This window comes from Pseudomonas sp. KB_15, assembly GCF_052114525.1.
Lineage (GTDB): Bacteria > Pseudomonadota > Gammaproteobacteria > Pseudomonadales > Pseudomonadaceae > Aquipseudomonas.
The window spans coordinates 13,884-37,046 of record NZ_JBFREX010000021.1 but is presented as its reverse complement, the minus strand read 5'-3'; the positions used below and the strand labels follow the sequence as shown (position 1 = coordinate 37,046).

General features: G+C 55.1%; 13 protein-coding genes and 1 pseudogene. 6 read left to right on the top strand and 8 right to left on the bottom strand.

Features of this window, described 5'->3' with window-relative positions; translation table 11 throughout:
- The 3 genes from AB4Z35_RS17980 to AB4Z35_RS17970 form a co-directional block, all read right to left on the bottom strand.
- Positions 1-4,251, bottom strand: a complete 4,251-nt coding sequence (locus AB4Z35_RS17980; RefSeq protein ID WP_442098429.1) for a hypothetical protein — start codon at positions 4,249-4,251, stop codon at positions 1-3.
- A 24-nt stretch (positions 4,252-4,275) separates the two neighbouring features.
- Positions 4,276-5,454: a hypothetical protein gene (locus tag AB4Z35_RS17975; RefSeq protein WP_442098428.1), complete on the bottom strand. Its 1,179-nt coding sequence runs from the start codon at positions 5,452-5,454 to the stop codon at positions 4,276-4,278.
- Positions 5,455-5,765: 311 nt separating this feature from the next.
- On the bottom strand, positions 5,766-6,608 hold the full coding sequence (locus tag AB4Z35_RS17970) for a hypothetical protein (protein WP_442098427.1): 843 nt from the start codon (positions 6,606-6,608) through the stop codon (positions 5,766-5,768).
- A gap of 537 nt (positions 6,609-7,145) precedes the next feature.
- Between AB4Z35_RS17970 and AB4Z35_RS17965 the strand changes: the two genes are divergently transcribed.
- A complete protein-coding gene (locus tag AB4Z35_RS17965; protein WP_442098426.1) occupies positions 7,146-8,030 on the top strand; it encodes a DEAD/DEAH box helicase in 885 nt (294 codons plus the stop codon).
- Positions 8,031-8,078: 48 nt separating this feature from the next.
- Positions 8,079-10,124: a restriction endonuclease subunit R gene (locus AB4Z35_RS17960; RefSeq protein WP_442098425.1), complete on the top strand. Its 2,046-nt coding sequence runs from the start codon at positions 8,079-8,081 to the stop codon at positions 10,122-10,124.
- Positions 10,125-10,395: 271 nt separating this feature from the next.
- Here AB4Z35_RS17960 and AB4Z35_RS17955 read toward each other — a convergent pair whose 3' ends face one another.
- A complete protein-coding gene (locus AB4Z35_RS17955) occupies positions 10,396-11,007 on the bottom strand; it encodes a hypothetical protein (RefSeq protein ID WP_442098423.1) in 612 nt (203 codons plus the stop codon).
- Positions 11,008-11,117: 110 nt separating this feature from the next.
- Entirely contained in the window at positions 11,118-12,332 is a 1,215-nt protein-coding gene (locus AB4Z35_RS17950; RefSeq protein WP_442098421.1) for an OmpA family protein, read from the bottom strand.
- Positions 12,333-12,422: 90 nt separating this feature from the next.
- Between AB4Z35_RS17950 and AB4Z35_RS17945 the strand changes: the two genes are divergently transcribed.
- From AB4Z35_RS17945 to AB4Z35_RS17935, 3 genes are all read left to right on the top strand, one after another.
- Entirely contained in the window at positions 12,423-14,069 is a 1,647-nt protein-coding gene (locus tag AB4Z35_RS17945) for a hypothetical protein (RefSeq protein WP_442098420.1), read from the top strand.
- Positions 14,062-16,605 (top strand): hypothetical protein, encoded by a 2,544-nt coding sequence (locus AB4Z35_RS17940; protein WP_442098418.1) that lies wholly within the window; start codon positions 14,062-14,064, stop codon positions 16,603-16,605. The genes AB4Z35_RS17945 and AB4Z35_RS17940 overlap by 8 nt, the downstream gene beginning before the upstream one ends.
- A gap of 298 nt (positions 16,606-16,903) precedes the next feature.
- A complete protein-coding gene (locus tag AB4Z35_RS17935) occupies positions 16,904-17,110 on the top strand; it encodes a hypothetical protein (protein ID WP_442098416.1) in 207 nt (68 codons plus the stop codon).
- A 361-nt stretch (positions 17,111-17,471) separates the two neighbouring features.
- Here the strand turns inward: AB4Z35_RS17935 and AB4Z35_RS17930 are convergent, their stop codons facing one another.
- Together AB4Z35_RS17930 and tmk are read right to left on the bottom strand one after the other, a co-directional pair.
- Positions 17,472-20,174 (bottom strand): tetratricopeptide repeat protein, encoded by a 2,703-nt coding sequence (locus tag AB4Z35_RS17930; RefSeq protein WP_442098414.1) that lies wholly within the window; start codon positions 20,172-20,174, stop codon positions 17,472-17,474.
- A gap of 47 nt (positions 20,175-20,221) precedes the next feature.
- Positions 20,222-20,854: a dTMP kinase gene (gene tmk / locus AB4Z35_RS17925; RefSeq protein ID WP_442098412.1), complete on the bottom strand. Its 633-nt coding sequence runs from the start codon at positions 20,852-20,854 to the stop codon at positions 20,222-20,224.
- A 39-nt stretch (positions 20,855-20,893) separates the two neighbouring features.
- On the opposite strand from tmk, the gene AB4Z35_RS17920 reads away from it, so the two are divergent.
- Positions 20,894-22,288, top strand: coding sequence for a B12-binding domain-containing radical SAM protein (locus AB4Z35_RS17920; RefSeq protein ID WP_442098410.1), 1,395 nt, complete (start codon positions 20,894-20,896; stop codon positions 22,286-22,288).
- A 299-nt stretch (positions 22,289-22,587) separates the two neighbouring features.
- On the opposite strand, the pseudogene AB4Z35_RS17915 reads toward AB4Z35_RS17920, so the two are convergent.
- Positions 22,588-22,825: pseudogene (locus tag AB4Z35_RS17915) on the bottom strand (hypothetical protein); the annotation flags it as partial.
- Positions 22,826-23,163: the final 338 nt, after the last annotated feature.

Sequence of the window (23,163 nt, the reverse complement as noted above, 5' to 3'; positions counted from 1 at the left end):
TTACCTCAGAACGAGGCGATGCCTGAACGGCATCGAGATTGAAGTGCTGATGCCGCGACAAACCTTGAACCAGCCTGAGCCGATACAAGCACTTGCTGACGCGCGCGCGGAAAGCATGAAGTCGAGCTGTAAGGCGACATCGTCAACTCTGGGGAGGTTGACGTTTTCCGGATCTATTCCCCAGCGAATGGTCGCACGCGCTTCCGCCTGAGCAATCACGGAGACATGCGCCGAGATGATCCACCAGCGTAGAGATCCATGACCTTCTACAAGAATGCCGACTGCACCGACGAGCCGGAGCCCTTCGAGAGCTTTGTTGTCAAGGTTGAACACCACGGCGCCTTCGGCGACGACGTAAATCCCCGCTCTCACCCAGACTTCGAAAATCCCACCGCCGAAGCTTGCTCCCAGACCCGCCTGCAGCGCGTAGCCGCCAGCGAAAATGAGGTGCTTGTCGGTAGTGTGGACGACTGTTGTCTTGCGATATCGAACGTAGAGGCCGCCAGAACCCTGAAACGGCGTGCAGATCGCGCCGAAGGTCCGGTTCCATGCACGTATTCCGTTGGGTGTCATCCACGGGAAACCGACGTCGAGTACAAAGCTGCCATTCGCTGCGATCTCAACCGACACCACACCGCCCATGAAGCGAAACGACCCCGTCTGGACCGCCGGCACCGTAAAGGAAACGATGAAGCTGTCTTCCTCGGGTCGCTCGCGCTTCAAATAGAGGCAGGAAATCGCGAATGGGTAGCCGAACCATTGATCGAACAGCGTGCCGCGCAACATCAGGCCGTAGAAAGCCCGATCCTGGAACAGGAATTTGCCGTCCAGAAGACCTTTCAGAACCGAAAAACCGGCGGCGAATAACCAAGGCTCCGCATTCTGATTGATGTCGAGCGGGAAGATCCTTTCGTCTTGTATCGCTTCCGCGATTCTGGTTCTGGTTTCGGCCGGAGTACTCCATTCGCTGGTATCGGTATCAATGCTGATCAGATCCTTCGCGAGCGCTTTATCCAGCGTCAAATTGTTACCGACGAGCAGCCAGGAGAAGTCCAGGAAATTGTTCCCCGGCGGCGGAGGTTTCGCCGTTCCATCCAGGGGGTTGCCGAAGAAACAGACAAATCCACGGCGTCCGGTCTTTGGCACTGAGAAGAATGCAAGCGTGAGATCCGAGATGATGGTTTTATCCAGAATCTTCAGCTCGACGCCTTCCATGATGATCCATGGCGTTTCGGTGCMGTCCTTGTAAGTTTTCTTCTCGAGTGCCAGCTTCGTGATATGCAGTTCGATAATGCGGGCGAGATCAAGATGGAAATTATCGAAGCCGGCGGCGGAGAGTCCGATCTGCAAAGCGTCGGGCGAAAAGCCGAAATTGGGCCCTGACAGCAACTGTCCAAGGCCGAGCGAGAAGTCGAGGTTCAGTTTGTCGAAAAGTTTGCCTGCCAGTTCTGGCAGATCGGCGGCGGTGAGGCGGATGTCGACGAGGAAGATGCGCTTTGGATCGGGGACATTCCAACCTTTCAAAACCAATGTCTTTCCCCACCCAAACTTATTCTCCCAATCGACTCCGATGCTGCGGATCTTGAGGGCGAGCTGCGGCAGGTTGAACAACTGAAAATGCGGAACGTTGACGTCGAGCTTGATGGCGGGGTAGCTGATCTGTAACCAACTGAGGTTCAGGCTCATTGTTTCGGGCAGGCCGATACCGAGCTTCTCGAATGAGATCCGGCCATTGCCGCCCGAGCCGACGTTGAAGAAATCGTTGAACTTCGGATCAAGATCAAGCTTGCCAAGCTTGATGTCTCCATCGAAATCTATCCGCGAGCCGTTGGCCGGGTCGTAAACGACTTCGGCCCCCTTGAACCAGATCTGCTCAATAAGGCCAGGTGGATTGCGCGGCTGAAGAAGCGGGATCTCTTGATCGATCTCGCCGCTGAAACGGATGCGGGGCTCCCCCTCGTTCCTGGGTGGCACTTCCAGGCGCCCACGCAGCTTGACACTGCTCCATTCTTTGGGCTGGCCCTGATGTTTCGGGTGCTGCATACCGAAGACACTTTGGAAAGATAGCGTTGCTCCGGCATCGAAGCGTACGAGCCGACTGTCGCGCCACAAGGCGTCGACAAAGTCGAACCTGTAGGTCGTTTCGTCGTCGTCCCGCTGGACAGGTAGTTTCGGATCCTCTTGGTTCTGGTACCAGACCCGTCCGTTAAGACTGGTGCCATCCCCATCCCCTGTTTTCGACGGTGTCAGGGCGAGATAGCGGAAACGAAGAGTTGGGGGGCTGCCAGGAGGGGGAGCGGGCAGCAACGACCGAATGATTGGGTGGTCGGAAAAAACGAAATCCAGGTTGAAGAGGATGAGTCCGAGCCAGGCCTTGGCTTTGATAGGTTGATCGACCACGTCGTTTAGAAAGTCTGCTGAACGCCCTTGGATCTCGAGATCGTGTACTGGCTTGAGACCGAGGCTTTCGCGCTCGAAAATCTCTTTAAGCGAATAGCGTTCGCTGAGCTTCAGCACGGCGAGCGGAAGATCGGTTTCGGGCTCATCGTGAGCCACCGGCATTCCGACTTTTAACTCAGGGAATCGGTGCGAGTCTGGTGCAAAGGATTTGGCTGGTGGGTGGATTGTGAAGTCGGCAGTGCCTGATTTTCGGAGAATCAGGTAGTCGGGCGCTTTTCCCGCCGGAATTTTTACCTCAACCTTGAACAAGCCGTAGTCGCGAATGACCTCATAGGCAGCGGGCTGCAAACCGTCTGCCTGAATGTTCACGGACGCGACTGCGACTGTTCCCGCGGAATGTATTCCTGGCGCGAAGAGCTGAGTCAGCATCATCCTTTGTGCGCCACCTGCCGGACGCTCAATCAGTGAGGTATCGTGCCTGGCAGAACCCAGCTGATGCGACAATGTGGCGGCGCGAGCATTCAGGTGGGCGTAGTACAGTTGGCGGACATCGTTCGTTGTGGTTACCGCGTGACGAGCGAGATTGTCCGCAATTAAAGCGAGGCCGATCTTGCCGTCCGCGAACTTCCAGACGTCTACAGATTCAGAACCCGCCGTGTAAGCATCGCCCGCCTTGGGGTGCTCAAGACAGGTATCGAACTCGATCCACGGCAACGTGACATCGCGCAGCATCCGCGATGCGACAGGCGGAAACACTGCGCCGGGGAACGCGTGGGATTGCGTTTCATGCTCACAACAGAGATGGGCGACTCCTTTCGACTCTACGCGCGCCTTGGCGAGTAAGCCGTGAACCGCTCCGCACACCAGCTTGACGCGAACACCTTTGTCGGTGGGAAGTGACGCCGCGAGCAGCAATGAGCCGATCTGCTTGTTTTGATGCAGCCTGGCCGACAAGTACAGCGGCTGACTCAGTTCTACTTGGATCGGTTTGTTGTCCGCCGACAAAAGCCCGAACAGTGTCATCGTCGGGCCACCGGCTCCGCCAGATCCGGCCAACGTGGCGGCCGACAAAATCGTGCCGCTGCCGTTGCGCTCCAGATCGATGATCAGCCGATAGTTATCCGCCCGAATCGGAACCCATACTGGATTTTCGGCCGACACAGCGTCTGCCCGGTCGTGGATATCCGCATTGAGCGGCAACCCGAACTTGGCCGGCTGCGAATCGAACTCGAGTTGCAATGTTCCGATGGAGGCTGATAGATCGAGAGTATGCGCGCGAGAGATATGCGTGCGCTCGAACAACCAGTCAGGTATACCGTCCGGACGCTTGGCGACGATCCCTGTCTGCGCGGCACAGAAATTTTCTTCCAGCTGGATGCACATCGCGCCGAGGTTGGGCACGGCTCGGCCCTTCTCCAGACTTATCTCCAAGGGTAGTTCGCTGGGCTTCAGGATGTGGGTTGCCGCCGAGCCAAAGCTTTGCCCGATCCAGCCCCCCTTCACGGTAACTGCATTCTTTGCCGCCGCATCTCCTGCGAGTTGCAGTGGGGCGACGAAGAGAGAAAGGGTGCCGCTTCCTTGGCCATTTTGCTCGATCGTCAGGCGACTGACAGACTCCGGAACGCCATCCTCAAGACGCCAGGTACCACCATTTTTCACGACACGCATCGTGGCGCGCATGATGATTTTTGTGGATGAGGCTTGGACCTTGAGTTCGAGGTCGGTCTGGAGTTTTTTATCGGCGATGTGGACGGCCCAAGTGTTCACCGTGAGGCCGTGAACCGCAGGGGGGGTGACCGTTCCGTCTTGTTCGACGGTGAGATCGAGACCGAGAAGTGAAATAGTGGACATAGAACTCCTTTCCCCGCCCGTGCGTTATTGAGCCCAGAAGGAACCAAGGATCTGTTTGCGATGGCCTACAAGCAGGACGTCGCGGTGTGCGAGCAGCACGCTTTCCGGGCAAGAGTTCATCTCTGCGCAGAGATTGGTTGCGTCGACCAGCTTGCCGCCGGGTGCGGCTGTCGCGCCAGAACGCAGCTCGATGGAGTAATAACCGTCGGGGCTCACTGTCGATTTATCGCTCCCTCTCAAAGTGATGAGTCCGTCAGCGGTTGCGTCGCCCTCTTTGCCCTTTAACGCAAAATTGGATTGTTCTCGCCAGAGGCCAACAATCTCGACTCCGAACATGCGCTCTATATCCGCGACCGTGGTGCATGGCGGGACATAACGTACTCCCTCCTCGCTGCTCAGGCGAACGGCGATACTTAGCTCGATATTGTTGCGCGCGCGCGAGGGCGTAGAGAGCGTGTACCTCATAAATTCGCTTCCCCGTTTTGCATCGATGACACCAACTTGATCGGCGTAAAACCAGTCGTCCGATCCAATTGCAATAGTGCGTGTACCGTCTTTCTCGGAGGGGAGTGTCACATGCAAAGTCCGGCTCGCAAGGCCGTTCCCTATCGTATGGTCTCGCGCATCGGCGGAGCAGAACACGCGCTTTGCAAGTTGAGACGTGGTTCTCCTCGGGATACCGCTCTTCTCTACAAACTGATAGTCGACACGCATTTTTTCCAGAAATGGCTTGAGAATACTGGTGGCATAGGTTCCTGGCGCAGTCTTCACTCGACTGGAATAGGATTCGCTGTCGTTGCCATACATGAGCTGCCACGCGCCCGGATCATCGCGATCCTGTTCGGACATCGAGAGCAACGTTGTCATGAAGAAGGCATTTTCGCGCCCAAGAGCGAGGCCGTCGGTCATTGCTCCATCCACATCAGGAAACGTGTAGGTGTACGACGAAGGGAGGGTTTGTTGCTCTACTTTTTCGTTTCCGGAGGGGAGGGCAATTGAGTCGAGGCGGATCCTCATCCCGGCTCCAACATCAAGCTGACAGGAGCGCGCTGATTCCTGATTGTCGGGGTTCCAACAGTTCTTGTCGTTCAAACCCAGATAAGCGATGCGCTGATTCAGTGCATCCACTCCACCAGTAAGTCTTGCTGTGCATCCGGTCAAAGCCACTGCCATGACCACAGCAAAAAGAACTCCGTTCTTCATTATCGCCTCCGTTCCAACTCAGGAAATGTTCGCCACCATCGTTTCTCTAAATAGCGGGCAAGCTTCGGTCAGGCTGTTATTGATGTCTGTGTAAACCGACCAAGAACGGCAGTCGTTTTCTAACAACGAAATACGGATGAAATTGCTCTGTTGGGTTTGTTCTTTCTAGCGCTGCGCAATATTAAAAAGTAAGCGACGACGCCAATCCTTGTCTGTAAATCTATGCCAATGTGCTTTGCAATCCAGTTCGAGGACTGCACTTCTCAGATGTAAACCAGACCTGGCCCTATAAAACGTCGGATGCGCCCCACCTAAACAACGCCCCGACTGGCGTAGGTAACACTATCGCGAGAAGCTTGATCCCAGGCCCAGTTCACTGTCTTGTTGAATCCGGCATTCGCCGGGTCATTGAGCTTGCCCCAGTAGGCAAACGGGTACTTTCCGTGTGCGAGGGGGGAGCCTTCTACAACAACCACAACGTGTCCGTTACCCGTCTCCTTCCGCGCTCCGATCACGAACTCGCCTCTTGCGGCAGCTGCAGCAGCTCTTTGTCCAGCCTGAGCATCCGATCCCAATTCTGTCCAGCCATTGGCTGAGGTCAACTGACCGACAATGTCATTGGCCTGTCCGGTCAATGTGATTGCAAATTCCTGAGCTACTGCCTTGGCGAAACCTGAGCAATCGGAAGCGTTTTCAGGGATTTTCAAAAGCTTCTCGCAGCTTTGCTTGATTCGGTCTGTGCTTGAGATGGTGGTGAAGAACTCGGTAGTAGAATGCAGGGAGCGCGGACTCATGGTCGGGACAAATGGTTGCCCCCCCCATTTCGGTAGTTGTGTGCGGACAAATCCCTCAATGAAATCGGTACCCGCATAGCCAACACCCACAACACCGAAGAACATCTCGGCAGAGATATTGACAGCGGCGCTTGCTTGGAAACCAGTTATGGTGAGGATGCCAATGCCGCCAGCGATCGCCCCAATAAAGAGACTGAAGATTAAACGAGAAACGTCCAGCCCTTCCGAGCGAAGTGTCGTTCCTTCTGCCGCTGCTTCATCGCTCGCCTTCTTGAGACCGACGATCGTGCGTAGCCCTTGCCCAAATGCGCCGGCAATGACACCGATCACGATAAGCTGCAAAAGCTCATATCCAGCCATGGTTTTTTCCTCTCATCCTTAATGTTTGGTAGATGGTAGACGAACCTTTCGATTGGTCAAAAAAAGACCTACCAGAGATGGTTTGAAGTAACCATGTATTTGGGCCGGCTTGATCCATCAAGCGATTCGGAAAGAGTAGAATCCACCGTAGCGCGCCGACACACCGCTCGACTCTGTGTTTCAAGCCGATGCAAGCACCTCGTAGCAGCCATGCCCCAGCATCGGTACGGAATAGTCCTCCGGTAATGTTCAGGCGCCACTCGGTCCGGGGTGTTGTTCCTAGATTTGTGGACGACTGGCCACCTTAGGTTAGGTTCAATCGGTTCCAAGAGGCAGCTATTGGCCGACTCTGTTGAAAAAGTCGGATTTTCGGCTTACTTGAACTCAGGCACGCTAACCAGTGGAGAACCTTGCAGACCGCTGGTAATCCGTCGTCGGTGCTGAATTCACTTGCCCCGCAACCCATCCACACCCCTTATCACTTGCACAAAAACGGCACCAGGGTACGCTTCAATCGGATCCAAAGGAGGGGTTGCGGTGCCGAATTTTTTTGTTGAGCAAGCGGGGACGCTGAATTTGTTTCAACAGCAGCGTACTCCCAATCATGGATTCAGACCTGGACAGTTGGGTGCGTTGCACGCCGTTTTGGCGCATTTCTCCGTACAGGACGACCCTGCCATCGTCTGTTTGCCCACAGGCTATGGAAAGACCTCCTTGATGATGGCGCTTCCCATGTTGCTGGGGCCGGCGCGTGTACTGATAGTGGAACCTTCAAGCTCCTTGAGAAAACAGGTGCATTCACATATTTCGGTCATGTCCACGCTGCGCCGGATTGGTGCGCTGTCTGAAGATTGTCCGCTTCCCTACGTGCACCTGCATATCGGCCGTCCTCAGTCCCTTGAAGAATGGCAATCGCTTCGAACCTACGACGTTGTCGTTTCGACACCTTCAAGCTCATCACCCGACCTAGCCCCTGGTGCGCCCCCGGATCTCTTCGATTTTGTGATTTTCGATGAAGCGCATCATGCCCCGGCCGATTCCTGGATGGCCTACGTCGAACACTTCACAAAAGCTCGGTTCTTGTTTCTCACGGCAACGCCCTTTCGACGAGATGGGCGCATCATTCCAGGGAAGCTCGTTTATCGATATCCCGTAATGCGGGCTGTCGATGAGGGGGCCTTTGAGCCAATTAACTTCTGTGCGGCGCCGATCGAGGACGAACTCGATGATGAACATGTTGATCAAGCCATAGCTCGGGCGGCTGTTCAGCAGCTTAACGAGGACAGGGCAAACGGGTTCGATCATAGGCTGTTTATACGCGCAGGGACTATCAAGGCCGCGCAGGATCTAGTGCCACTCTATCAAGGCCTGGGCATAGCGGTCGAGGCCATCAGCAGCAAACTTACGAAGCGTCAGCAGTAGGCGATTGAGGAAAGGCTGAGCACCGGTGCGCTGGAAGCGATCGTTTGCGTGGACATGTTCGGGGAGGGTTATGACTTTCCGAAACTCAAGGTGGCGGCGCTCCATGCTCCCCACCAGTCTCTGGTGCCCACAATTCAATTCATTGGACGCTTCGCCCGTATGGACGAAACTACAGGCCCGCCAACGCTGATTGCACCAACTTTCCGTATCAAGGAGGCAACTGCGTCTCTTCTCAAGGAAGGCGTAAATCTTGCGCAGATGATTGATGAGGCTGCGATCGCTCAACTCGCGGGATCTCTGGAGGAGCAGGAGTTTATGGAAAGGCTCCCCGTGAGGAAGATTGCCGAATCTGACTATGAATCTGTCTCGCCACTGTCTTTTAATTTATATGCCCATGTACGTGTTTTCGAGTGTGACGAGCCACCGAATTTTGGGCTCCTTGACTCCACGATTGGGCGGCATTTGCGGATTGTGAAGCAGTGGGGAACTCAAGACGGGACAATCTCGTTGGTTTTGACGGCAGACGAGACGTCTCCCAATTGGGCCATCTCTGATGCTCTGATCGATGTGCGTCATGACGTATTTCTCTTGATGTTTTTCGAGGTGGCAAAGCTCTGCTACATAGGGTCGACCCGTCGAACGGAAAAGCTTTACCTCAGCATCATGGATACGATTTCTCCCGGTGGCTGCAGACCGCTCAGCTACCAACAGACCAGCAGGGCGCGCGCGGGCTTGGAGGAGGTCAAGTTTTACAACGTTGGGCTGAAGAACACGACGTTCAACTCGCAGGGAGAGACTTATCGAACCCTCACTGGCCCCCAGGCGGAGAGGGCAGTGACAGCCGGCGACAGTCGAGTCTTCTCCCAAGGACACTTCTTCGGCAGCGGTATGAATGGGCAGGTCAAGGAAACGATTGGCGCAAGCAGCAGTTCCCGGATATGGAGCAATCAGCGCCTCTCGATCCTTGATTTCGTTGAGTGGGTGCAAACCCTGAACGGACGCCTCTCCGGTAATGCACCCTTTAGCGCAACCCAGTTAGACATCGTGCGCTCTAGCAAGCCTTTGAGTCGGTTACCAGATGTGGTCATAGCGGCGAACTGGCCTAAAAGCGGATTCAAAAACAACCCGAAAGTCCGCTTTCGGGCTGCCACCCAGCAGCGCGTTCAATATTCGAGATTGGTTGAATGGGACATCCAGAACTTTCAGTGCGACCTACAGGCGGGGCAATTATCCTTTTTACTGGTTAGCGCCTTCGGCGTGGTGCCAATGCGATTTCACTTGGCAAACGCACGGATGGTGACGTGTCTGGATCCTGACGTCTCCATCGAGATCGAGTCTGCCCACGACTCCTGGGTTGCAATGGCGGACTGGCTCTGCGAGCACAGTCCAGTGTTCTACGCCGCCGACAAATCATCCTTTGAGGGGATGAATTTGATGGCCGCACCGTTGCTGCAAACCGAGCGTTTGGCTCCTGGCGATGCAGAGATCATCGACTGGAGGGGCTGTGGCATACACATCGAATTTCTACCCCAGGATCAATCCCCCGAGACATTGCGAAAGCGAGCCCTGCTCGCCGGAAACCTGACCGTGCAGGAGCACCTGGAGCGACACCTAGTCAACCTGCCGGATGTTCAAGGACTATTCTACGACCACAGGGCGGGGGAGGCCGCCGATTATATCTGCGTAACCAAGAATGCTGAGGATGAGGTTAACGTCAGCTTCTACCACTGCAAAGGTGCGGGTGGGCCACCAAGTGGAGGCCGTGTGGGTGATGTCTACGAGGTGGCAGGACAGTTGGTCAAGTCGGTCTATTACTGCAACGTGCCGACGATTGTTCAGCACATGGAAGATAGGATGCTTCCAAGGCACACATCACCCTCCTACTTTGTTCGCGGCAACAGAGCCGACGTTACTCAGCTGTTGAAAACTACACCGGCCACCAAGCTCACGTTTTCCGTGATCGGCGTTCAGCCTGGGATTCGCCGCTCGGCGATCAATGCTCACCTGAGTGATCTTATGGCGTTCTGTATCAGTTACGCGAGGCAGGGAGGGGCAGCGAAGGCTTACTGGCTGGTCAACGAACCAGAGAATTGATTCCACAAAGCGGCTGAGGAGTACGCCGGCCGCTTCTTGTATTTCGCCATCGTGGATGACCTAGATTTGCCTAGCGTTTAGCTCCCCGGGTGGACTTTCGGTTCTTCGCATTTCCAAATTGCAGTCTTTACAGACAGTCGCGTGCTACCAGCATGTGATCAATGCGGGATTTTGTCTAGGCCGATCACAATGCTTTTCGCTCCACTAGCCGAAATACGAGAATGCTTCAGCGACGTCAGTCGGCGACAGTTATTTACTTGGCGTATATGTGTTATCGCAGGTAGGTGCGTTTGGTACGCGTCATATTGATCATGAACGTATCTTCGTACAGACCATTGGTCTCTAGGACAATCTTGTCCTTCGTTGTGCTGCGAATGTCATATCGTTGTGACTGGGCGAGCATGATTTTTGGGCCAAGGTCCAGCGCAGGGCTGTCTGCGGGTAGTCCAATATCGCTGGCTGGAATGGTCGTTCCTCCGCGGTCTACGCGAGATGCTGGAGCCTTTACGTTTAGAGCTTTTATCACGAGTTCAGTGTCGGTCGCTTGCCACTCTCCATTTCCGTCATAGTCGTAGTGGATGACGAATGGAATGCCCGGTACGGTACTGGTCGCTTTCAAGTCGCCGATGACCCTGTAGGTCTTGTTCGTGAAGTACTGGATGGTGCCTTGGAAATGGACGATGAAACCACGGTCTGGAAACTCGAACTCCTGGTACCAGTTTCCAAGCAGTGCAGGATTGATGTCGTCGGGTGATTTAGGTGGGAACAGGTATGGCAGAAGTGGGCCAGAGATGGTGGCTGTCGTCTCCAGTACCGATACAAGAACTATCACAGCCGGCAATGCTGTCAGCCACATAGCGCGGCTCTTCAACCATTTATTCATGTGTTCCCTATTTTACGGAGTCAAAGGTTTGCGCTTCGTCGATAGCGTTCTTCCCGCGCCCGCAGAATCTATGGGACGGGGATTGCCCGCCCTTTAATTTTTCAAGCCCGTTACTGTATCTCCTTCGTTTGGATAACGATCTGCACGCGGCGATCCATCGCCAAGCATTCCTTGAGTTCTTGTTTGGGCAGATTGCGTGCGCAGGTTGAGATCGGCATGTGAGAGCCTGCCGCCTTGATTTTTAACTGCAATTCGGGGCCAAGGGTTTTGAGTTTTTCGACGACACTCTCAGCCCGGCGGCGTGACAGCTTCTCATTACTATCGTTAGAAGCAAGCAGCGGGTTCCGATCACTGTGACCGGTGACGGTGACTGCGATGACTTTGCGCTTGGACTCTTCCAGATAGGTTTTTACTTTCTCTGCAAAGGCTGTAAGAGCCGCGTCGCTATCTGGCGTCAGGGTGGAAGCAAAACTTTCGAACAGCAAGTCATTGCCTAGCGTAAAGCACAATGGAATGCCGGCCTTGTTGTCCGGGCGGCGAACGACATTCACTCCCGATCTGTTCAGTTCGAATTGGTATGCCGATCCGCTGCTGTCGGTCAGAAATGGCATTTCGATCAGAGTGCGCTCGCCCATTCCATGCCAGAGGACGTTGACATGGTGCACAACCTGTTCAGGGTGACTACTGTTGYCGCAGCTATGTAGCGTGAGATCTAACTCATCCACTAAGCTCTTTATGATGTTTTGGTTGGCCGTATCCAGGCTCAGCGATACATCCATCTGCCGGAAGCCGAGGCGTTGCATGGAGTTGGATATGATGTTCGCTGTGAGGTCGGGTACGAAGACCATTGGCAAAATGATTGCCGTCAGTACGATCAGAATTTTTAGGCGCTGGTGTTTTTGCACTTGCGCCACTGGTGTGTAAAGCGGCAGGGGCGTCCAGTACCAGGGAATGATCAAAAGGATCATCGCACCCAGGAGTGGAGCCAATATTTTCACATTCTGGGCAGCCCAAGCGGCGATGCCGAGTACGGATGCCAGCGCGATGCCGAGAATGAAGATACCACTGTCGAACTTGATCTGATCCGAGCGCCAATGGAAGAGGCCGTGAACTGCACCCAGTGCGAGCAGATACCAGAGACCGTAGAAAAGTCCGAACATCAAGGCGGCAAAAACGAAGAGCAAGCTTTCACTTATCGTTATGCCGGTCGGGTAAAAATTGATGATGAGAGCCCAGTAGGCGAAAACCACTATAACGCCAAGGGTGATGGTGACTTGTAGCAGTGTGGTGGCATAGGTTTTGAACAGGTCGAGCAGATACTTCAACGGTACTTCCTTGTCATTTTTGTGTGGCGCTATGCCACTATACCGTTCGCTCCTTGAAAGCTACCAGGCGTATTGAAGGATTAATCGTCAATGAAGCTCACCACTGGTTGGTTGAAACCGCCTTATGCCAGTACCGGAATCGATCATCTGGGGACTCAGGCGCCCTGCGGGATGATCTATAGCCAGTTGCTTCCAGGCATCACCAACGTTACTGATCGGGCGCGCTACTACTCTTTCTACCCTTGGCTGGTCTGGTCTTATGACCAGCGCTATTTGAAAGACGACCATGCCCATTTTGTTGAGCGTTTCCGGCGGGCAGATTGCCTGTTCACTTTGATTGCCGAGCGGCACTCGCAGGTTAGTGATCAAGAAGGTGAGCAGCATGGCATCGCGATGGTTGGCCGCATCAAGCTCGTTCCGGCATTGGCTCGTTTGAAGGCTGGTGAGTCTCTATGTTTGTCGCAGTACGCAACGACCGAAAACTCTGCGGACCGGTACTTTGTGAACAGGTTGGGTGGTCTTTCTCAGTACTACGCTGGCACCTTGGCCAATCTGTTGATCATGGAGTCTTCTACAACGTCATGGGCCAGATACAGCGAGGAGTACGGCACTCTGCTTGCGCAGAACTTCGATACCTACATTCCAGGCAAGCGTTTCTGGGAGATTGTGGAAGGGGACAAAGTCACCCAGACGAATCTGGATGAACTGAGTGAGTTTTGCGCTTGCAACATTCCTTCGAGCCGCGCGGAGTGCCAGCAGCTCACCGATATTTTTTTCGACAGTAAAGGTGTGTATGCAGAGGAAGGCGAGCAGCGCCGCCGCAGTTTGGCGCTGATCCAACAACTGGCGGATGCTCTTCCGGATGGCGAGGATCTCACTGAGGGGGTTTTTCGTGCTTGTGTCTATACCGGCGCATTGCCCGCAGGTGAGCCTTGGACTATACCTCAGGCGCTGCAGAGTACCCGCGCACATTGGGTCGTATACGTACGAAACGATCTTCTGTCAGTGGCTTTTCAGACGATCCTCGCGGTTTGCTTACAGGAGCTACAGCCACAGACGTCCGATGAGCGATGGGGGTTCGGCTCGATCGAAGCGTTCGCTCATTGGTTTGCTCGCTCGGAAAAGATGGATGAAGTGTTGAATGTGCTAGGGCAGGAGACCTTTGAGGAACTTGTAGCTCACTCAAGGGAGCTAGGGTCGGGCCTAGCTGATTGGGAAGACATGGGACATGAAATCCAACTCGGCAAGCAGTTGATTGTTGGGTGGGCGGGTGGAGCGGAAATCACACTATTGCTCGCTAAATGCCTTGAGTTATTGGCCATGCTCGTTGCTCGCGATGATCCGACTCAGTTGCCGTATTCAGGACTGGCGATTACTTCGGAGTCGTTGCGGGATTACCCGATTAACTTGGTGAGCTTCCGTAATCGTTGCGCTAATTGGCAGACGATGTCCGTTCAACAGGTGATGAGCGAGTTGATGCTTTGGTGCATGGATACTCATCTGCGTGTGGCATTGCGCAAGCTTCGGCAGTCAGGTCGATCAACGTTCCAGTTGCATCCATCGGAGCTTGGTTTGGAAGTTGTGTGCGATCAGGTTCCACCCCCCACCCATACAACGCCGAGATTCCGGCAAGCAGTACGCATCTTGCGCGATCTGGGATTGTTGATTCGTGATGATGAAGGTAAGACACGACTCACCGATTCGGGCAGGAGTCTGATGGAGGCGGCCAGTGTCTGAAGCCGTCTCGATTCTGGACGTGATCAAGCGGGGAGGGTACGAAGCTTCGCTGATCACCACCTTCAACGCGACACTCCCCTTTTACGAGGAAGTGTTGCTGCGTAAGTTAGTGAGTGCTGGATGCCGGCATAACGTGGTGCTCATGGATCGACAGCAATGTGCTGTTGCTTGGGAGAGTCAGGCGACCCGACCTCGTTTGGCTGGACATGCTTACACGCTATTGCCAATTGGTGTGAATGGGGCCTTCCACCCGAAGATCTGCCTGTTGCTGGGGGCGAAGAAAGCCTCAATCCTAGTTGGAAGTCACAACCTTACTCTGTCCGGATTAGGCTTTAATCGCGAGATTACCAATTGGGTTGAGGTGGATGGCGTTAAGGATAGAGAGGGTGCCGCTATTCTCAGATCGCTCTGGCAGATGCTTCGGCAATGGATCAATCTGGAGCATGGCAAGGTGCCTGCGCCGATTCTGGAATCGGCACTGGCGATCAATCGCTTCGTCACGCCTTTGATCGCCACAACCAAGCCTTCGGTTACTACGCCGGCTGTGCTAGGGCAGGGAGCAGGTTCTCCATCGCTCATTGATCAAGTTGCCGCGCTTGTTACGGCACCGGTGCTGAGGATTGCAGTGCTGGGTGCTTTCTTTGATGCCAGGCTACTTCTGATTCACGAATTGAAGAATCGCTGGCCTGAGGCCCAAGTCGTAGTTGGTATTGACCCCGAAACGGTCCAGCATCCCGGCATTTGTGATGTCAAAGGGGCGCGGCACGTTGATGCGCGTTCGTTGTGGATCAAGCAGGTCGGCTATCTGCATGCGAAGGTTTTCTACTTCGAGTGCTACGATCCGGGTGACGATATATTTGTCAGTGGGAGTGCCAACCCGAGTAGTCCTGCCTGGATGAGCGACGAGGGGCATGGCAACGTCGAAGTCGTTCTACTACAGAGCGGTAATCGCGCCCGCGAGATCGCAAAGACCACGATGATGAATGGCCTGTTCGATCTGCCTGATTTAAGCCTTGAGGCCTTCGCCCAGATCCGTCAGCGGAATTTGCCCAGTGAGAACACGTATCAAGAGGGGGGGGGGCCGATCCTCTCTGGTTACTCCATCCCGCAACAGGGTCAGATACGTATTGCTAAACGAGGAGTTCCCCTCGTTGTCACCACTGCGGTATTACTCGGTCCTAACCAAGAAGAGCTGGAGCGGGTCTATGTGATCGACTGTAGCGGCGAGGAAATTGCGTTCAGAGCGACAGTCGAGCTTACTGACATTCGCTCCTGTCTACTGGAGGTAGATGATTGCCCTGTTGCTCGTGCGATGATTCTGCATCCCTCCGTCATCGAAACGACTGCACAATCTTCCAGGCATTATCTGGTCCGTTCAGCGCTCAGCGAGTTGGGGTCTAGTGATGCTGATATCTCCCAACTCATTGCGAGTGTTGAGCGTGTCATTTTTGCTGAGCAGACGAACCACGAGATCGTGGAAGCTATCCGTGAACATCGTACAAGGACGGACAGTTCTGCATTTGGTGCGTCTCCGGATACGCTGTCGATCAGTATCAATGACATGGCAAGAGGCAAGCACAAACAGCGTCTGCTGAAGTCTGGTGATTTGGCCTATCTGATCGATGTGCTGATTCGACGCTTGAATGAAGGTCTCGAAGTGCAAGGCAATGTGGTCGATCACCATGGACGAACCGAAGAAGAACAGGTAGGGCAAGAGGATGAAGCGTCAGACGATGATGCTGATGTCCCTACTGAAGAGACCAAGCTTTCAGATGCTGACATCGCGCTTATTGTCGCGAAAAAAGCACGGTCATTGTGCAGGAAAATGGTTCAGCAGTTAGAGCTGGCAAGTCGGGATACATCGCGACAGATCGTTGCTCCAATTCAGTTGATAGCGGTGTTAGCACTGATTCGAGAGTTGCGCCATTTGGACAAGCAGAAACGCTGGGCGGCCACGGGGCTGACTTTTGTCGAAGTGTGCGATCGCCGCCATCTGCTCGATGAAAGCCTCAAGTATCTGCTGGGTTCGCAATCACGATTGCTTGCTGCGATAGACGAGGCCGCTGGTGATTCTGTTGATGAGACAATGCAGTTGCGGACGCTGCTTGTCTGGCTCGCGTGGGATCTGGGGGACGAGCTGACGGATCATGCAAATCGCATCTGGGACTCATACGAAAGGCTTCCCATGTTGCAGGCCAATGCTATGTTTTTGGCACTTATGCCGGCTATCGCGGCTGACAGACAGGCCAGTACGGGGCTGCATGACAGCATTCAACGAACAATCCAAAGCACTCCAGTTGCCTCAATGCGGGCAGAGAAGTGGTTGAGGCGGCATATGGCCTATGGTATCTCTTGGTCGGTAGGTGCACAGGAGTGTGAGGAGATGAAGGTGGGTGGGTATTGCAGAGTGAAAGGTTTATACGAGGAACCACGGGTAGTCTTGGAGGTTACTCAACTAGCGGTGGGATTTTGGGATTTTGACCAAGAGCGGAAATTCATGCGGGAACATGTGGTTGCAGTGGTGCCAGGTCATTAAGTGGGAGAGGCTGCGAAATTGCTTATAATGTGATTGGTGAGCACTCAGATTTCACGTAGCAGCGTTAAAAAGGCGTTTTAACAGTCAATGACCAGGCCGTTTGGGCGAGCCCGACTGTTTTCAACAGAATCGGCCAAGAGCGGTCGTTAGCCTAATCTTCTGGCGCAAGACTCGCTAGTGATACCCAACCGGCGGCAGAAGGTAGACGCGAATGGGTTACAACAGACTCTCAAAGCCCGGTGCCCTCGAAGCCGCAAATGTGGCTACACTGGGCCATCACGATCTAGGAGCCATATCCATGAAAACATGTACCGTCTTTGGAGATATGCAGTCCGATCGTGCCGCCGAACAATACCCGACCGTGACCTTGTGTAATGAATGCGTCGAACAGGACTCCCTGGCCAAGGAGGATAGTCAAATTGTCAGCCGGGGAGCCTACGACGAGTCCTTCGGCGACAGCTGTGAGTGGTGCGGAACCACAGCCGAGGAAGAGGTTGCAGTGTAAGGTGCCTCGGACCTAGGCCTCTATCGCAGAGCCTCGCCGAAACGAGCCGCCAAAGAGGGCGGCGTTTCTGTCTACGCTGGCTCAGTTTCCGTTGCCGTCATGCACCTCGAACGGGGTAAAGCAGATTACTACTTGGCCCAGCCATTCATTGATCTGCAGCAGCCTCGCCTGCTTTGGCTCAAGCTAATTTATAGTCAATGCCTGAGTCGCGTCACGTCACGCCCCCCTGCGTTCTGCGGCACCACGCCCATCAACTCCGGCGGTATGCGCAGCGTGGTCGCTCGATTTACCATCCAGCTCGGAGTACCTATTCCCTGAACTGAGTTCAACCCTGGTTACACAAAGTTCGGGCACGCCTAGGTTAGAACACGGAAAACTGATCGAGAAGGCCAGGGTTGGTTGTGTATCGATGGCCCTCGGCGATATCTCCGGCTGGATCCTGTTTTAGCTTGATCTTCACCTTGACGCGCTGCAGAAGGAAGCTGCTGCGGTATTTTTTGTTCACGCCGGTCGCCCCCGCAACGGACTCGTTAACGAGAGCAAGAGCTTCCTCGAACTTACCCAGTTCGAGTTTCACCTGTGACAGATTATGAGCCAACCAGATCCGGCCGCTCTTGTCTTTGATCGTTTCGAGGATAGTTTCTGCCTCCGCGTAGCGACCAAGTTTATAAAGCGTCTCGCCCCATTTGCGCTTCTGATAGGGGGCCGGCGCTTTCAGCGTCTCAAAAGCTTCTAGAGCACGGTTCAGGTAAACGGGTTTGTCGTCGACGCCCGCTGCGAGCAGCATGATCTCCGCATACGAACCGCGGCTCTGGTCATCGTCCAGCATCAACGGTGTTGGTTCGGGTAGGCGCGCCAGTACGCTTTCGACCCGCTCCGGTGCGTGCCAGACCATCGCACGGACGAAGCTCGCGACAGAGTGATAGCCTTGCGGTATACCGATTGCGGCACTGTACAGCGCTTCCGACAGAAACAGCTCCTCATGCTGTTCGATGAGGTCGCTCGCCCAGGATTGACGCGCACCATTGAGCGCATCACCTAGTGCCATCAGCAGTGAGGGAGACACGGTGCCGGTGTCCAGCTTCTCAGCGATGATCTCTGACGCATATCGCTTAGCCGTCTCATAGCTTTGATTCCTGAAACCGGCAAACCGTACCAGTTGAAGTTTGGCGTCATTCAGCGAATGGCTGGCTACCACCTCCTCGAACAAGCGTTCGGCTTCAGCATGTTTCCCCAAGCCGCGTAGCGTCTTTGCATGGTGGTGCTTGATTTCAGCGGCTTGACGGGCACCAAGGTTAGCCATGGCTGCAAGGTCGCCATAGGCTTGCACGACCGTTCCCAACCATTTGACGGCAGCCGCGTTCCCTGCCGTTTGCCGCAGATAGCGTTCCGTTGCTTCGATCGACTCGAGGACCACCAGGATGGCCACGTCGTTGTTGGCCGCGCTCAACGACTTGAGCCGCTGTGCTTCTTCCAGTGGGTTGGGCAGCAAATGGATCTTAATGGCGCTGCCCATCCAGACCATCGACAAGGCGTATAGGAAGGCCGGACGTCGATTACCAGTCTCGACATTGCTGGCGATCTTGCCCTTCAACTGCGATGCGATCAGCTGTAGGCCATGTCCGTCCTCGCGGATCTGCTGGAGAATGAACGCCTCGAGCTTAGCGTCGAATTGTCGCGCCTTCTCGTCAGTTAGCCAATTCAACGAGTTCAGGGCCGTAAAGACGATATCGTGGATGCGGATCGACGCTTCGCTCTCGGGCGCGGTCAGTCCATGACGCTCGAATGCTCTCAAGCGCAGCGGTCCGACAACGTACTTGAAGAACGCGCGATCGCAGTGACTCTGGCCCGCCCACTGGAACAGGCACAGCTCTTCCCCTAGTGCCGGTTTCAGCCGTCCGAGAATACGGTCAGCAAGTCGTGCGCCGCCAACCGGTAGATTAGCGACATTGGCGCAGTCCTCGGCGAGTTCGTTCCACGACACGCCCTCGTACGCGGCGGCATTAAGCATCACCAAGCTAAGAGGATGACCGCCGACTGCGCGCCAGATCGTCTGGAACTCCCCCATAGACGGCTGGGTATCAAGCCCCTTACCAAGCAATTCGCGAGCCTGTAGCTCTTTCATAGTAGGCATAGCGAACGCTCCAGGTGACGGGTTTTGCCGTGTGATCAGAATCCGAGAGTTCGGTCCACATAATGCGGCTAACTGTTCGACCACGAGGCTCGGGTTTGCATCGTCTACGACTAGGAATGTGCGGTTCCTGCGCAGCAGCGCGCTGACGTTACGCTCGGCACCGCCGCGCTGGACCGGAACCGACGAGAGCCGTTCGACACTGTCGATGTCGCGACCGCTGACCCAGAACCTGTACTCGAAACGGCGTTCGCTACGCAGTAGACAGGCGGCTGCGGCTTGTGACTTGCCAATGCCGCCAATGCCGCCGATCTCGACACACGGCGCTGTTTCTAGGAGCCGGTCCAGTTCTGCGTCAATCGCCTCATTCTTAACATAAAGCGCGCTCAGCGGTGGAGCGTTCAATGACGCGGGGTGGTCATCGCGGATCTCGGCTAGGACGGGTAGATGCTGGGCCAGGTCGTCGATCGCGTCGTCACGTAGCATCAGCGTGTCAATGATGGCCTCGGCGATAGCGCGGCTGTCCATCAGGTGGAGGCGTCGCCCGACCATGCGATCCTGCTGGAGGGCCGCATTTACCATCGCTTCGATTGCGCCAGTTTCTGCGCGCTGCGAACTCAGCAGATAGATGTCTTCGGCCAATGGTGCCAGCGCGAGAGTGTGGTCGAGATCGCTCCAAGGCTTTTTCATTGCGCCCGAAAAGTAACCCTTCACGATCGACGCCTCGACGACGATCCGGCCATCTTCGGAAACGGCATCCAGCGCTCCCCCGACGGGGCTGCCGCCTACTGACGAACCGCGCTGCACCAACCTGACATCGTTCATTCGCTCAATCAGGATGACCCCAAAACGCTCGAAGATAGAGCCAGGTGCCAAGATGCCAAGCGAGTCAATCACACGCTGGATGAGCAGATTGCGGGTTTGCGGATTCATGAAGTGTTCCGGGTATTAGTAGATCTGAGGCGACGTGCCACGACCGCTTAGCGCGTTGCCCGAGAGTCTCGCAGCAAAGATTCGATCAATTGCCAGATATCGCGCGCAACCGCACTTGGCGACTGGTCCGCGTCGATGAGATGACAGCGTCTCGGGTGCTCAAGTGCCACCGTTAGTAGCGCGTCTTGGATGGCCGCGAAATCCCGCGTCGCTTCCGCCGGGTCGGCAACGCCGTCGTGACGCTGGCCCCGCCGATGCTTTGCGACCTCGATCGGAAGGTCGAGGATGATCGTCAGATCCGGGAGTGTGGATCCCACGACGATGTCGCGGGTCGACCGGAACAACTGGTGCAGGTCGACGTCGGACACCGCAACCTGAAACGCGTAAGTCGAATCGATGAAGCGGTCGGAGACGACCCACTGGCCATTCGCTAATGCTGGCCGGATAATACTTTGTACGTGATCAAATCGAGCAGCGCTTACCAGCAAGAGCTGCTCTACGGGGTCGAGTCGGCGGTCGGGCCGTGTCAGGATCGCCCGCACTTCCGCACCCAGTTGTCCACCATCCGGCTCCTTTGTCTGTAGCACCGATTGACCGGCGCTTCTCAGGTGCTCAACAAGTAGCTTAACCTGCTCGGTCTTCCCGCTACCGTCGATGCCCTCGATACTTATAAATGGCATGTGCGTCCTTTCTGCTCAAACACAAGGAAGTGGTACTTAATGAAGCGTTCGAATACAGTTGCATTCGTATCTGCCGGTATGTTGTCGCCGAAGAAGCGCGATCATATGCTTGCGCGCCGGCAGCTATATCTCAACTACGGTGCATTATCGCTGGCAACGATCCTAGATGCCATGGGGACCGAGACCCTGCTGTTGCATGGCGAGCACAGCGAACCCGCCGACGTGCTTGGCGTGCTGCTCGATAAAGGCGTATTTCCGTCTCGGTTGCCAATAATGCTATCCATCCCCAGCTTCTATGCCCTTCCGTGGGCGCAGACTTTTTGCCGGCTAGTGCGTAGCGTTGATCCAGACGCCAGAATCATTGTTGGGGGACGTTGGGTAGTTGGGCCGGATCCTGACTGGTTGCATGCGAAACTGCCCGAGGCGAACCTGCTCGTCCCAGGGCTGGCAGAACCGCTTATAGCAAGCCTCCTTACGAACTCGCCGGACTTGCGTCGCCTGCCTGCGCCAACACCAGATTTCGTCCTGAAGCATCCCTTGATATCAGGTTTCGAGCGCTATCAACCGAGTATCGAGGCATCGCGCGGGTGCGGCATGGGCTGCGCCTTCTGTGAGGAGCGAGATATCCGGCTTGAGAAGCTACGTGCGCCGGAGCAGATTGCCAGTGCATTTGCGGCGGTTGCTAGCCAGTATGGCGACAGCGAGATCCGACCCTATTTCCAGTCATCGATGTTCGCGCCTAATGAGAAATGGGGAACAGGCCTAGCGAATGCCTTTCGGGCAGCGGGCCTCAATGTCCAGTGGCGGACGGAAAGCCGCGTCGATGCGCTCACGCCTGAAACGATCGCCTGTCTCGCCGAGGCAGGTATGAAGGTACTCGATCTCGGGCTCGAAACGGCGTCACCGACGCAAATCCTGAACATGCGCAAATCGCCCAATCCGGATCGCTACTTAGAGCGAGCGTCTACTTTGCTCAAGGCATGCAGCGATCACGGCATCGCCGCCAAGGTCAATGTCTTGCTTTATGCCGGGGAAACGACCAAGACTTTAGACGAAACGCGTTCGTTTCTCGATGAGCACAAGGGTTCGATTACCGGAGTCTCGGTTGGCCCGGTCGTGGCCTATGGCCCACCGAAAACTGCGGACATTCTTTTATGTGAATGGTCGAGGAGCGGTGCCGCGCCGGTCGACCCAAGTAGCGCGAACGACAGCGGGATATCAATGATTCATCTCAGCCATGATTTCGACGCAAAGTCGGCTGAGGCCGCAAGCTTGGAATTGTCTAGGCGCTACATGGATGCAGACGCATATTTCTACCTGAAGAGCTTCTCTTATTACCCGCGCGATTATACGCGTGCGGACTTTGATCGTGATGTTGCGGCAGGCGATACATCGCAGTTGCCGTTTCGCGCCTTTCCACGTCTCCCGTCCTGACTGGAGGAAATATCGATGGGCAGGCATCTGTATCGCTGAGCGTGAACAAACTGATCCTGCCTCGATTCCACGTACGGCAACAAGTTGGAAGCTTCAGATGTATAGGGAGTCGAGATGAGAGATAGCAATGCGCCCAAGCGGGAGTACACGGACGGGTTTAGTGCGGAGGCGGCAGGCTGGCCAAATCAGTAGCGTGCGCGTTTAGATGTTTCGCTCGCCGAATTCGATGGTATTAGCAGTCTTCGTAAGCCATGGTTTTACAGAGCTAGCTGCTACCGCGGACGCGGCTTAGGCCGCAATTAGCCTGAAGCAGTAAGGAGATCTATAAAGGGAACGATCAGCACCGTACTGATCGCCATCGAAAGCACATTACCAATATATGAAGCAGATATTTCGGTAATCGCCCAGTAATTGTGCAGAGTAATGGCGGGCGATCAGCGCATCCAGCAGGGCACTTGTGATGATGACGGTAGCGCTGCCGCCGCTGGTCAATACGGCGGCGGGCACCACGGATACCAAAGGTAAGTAGGTCGGGTATCTATCTGGGCCCGATCCGCTGCGCGAATATCTCAAAAAACTGGATTTAGCCGGTCAACACGTCTGAAGAGCAAAGTAATGGAAAAGCTCGGTGGCCGGCACGTCGGCGTGTGGGCTAGCTCATTTTTTTGTCCTATCCGGTCGCAAGCACGCCTGTGTCAAGTCGGTGAATATTCGTTATTACACCAGGCGCCGCGTTTGGACTTTGTCGACAAGTTGTCAGCTCTGGTAGCAGGCCGAGTATCGATGAGCGGGATGAGAGGGACTTCGTCCCCACCGTTCTCAGGCGTAATGATTGATGCACCAATCACTGTGGCCTGATCAGGAAACGGGGGAGT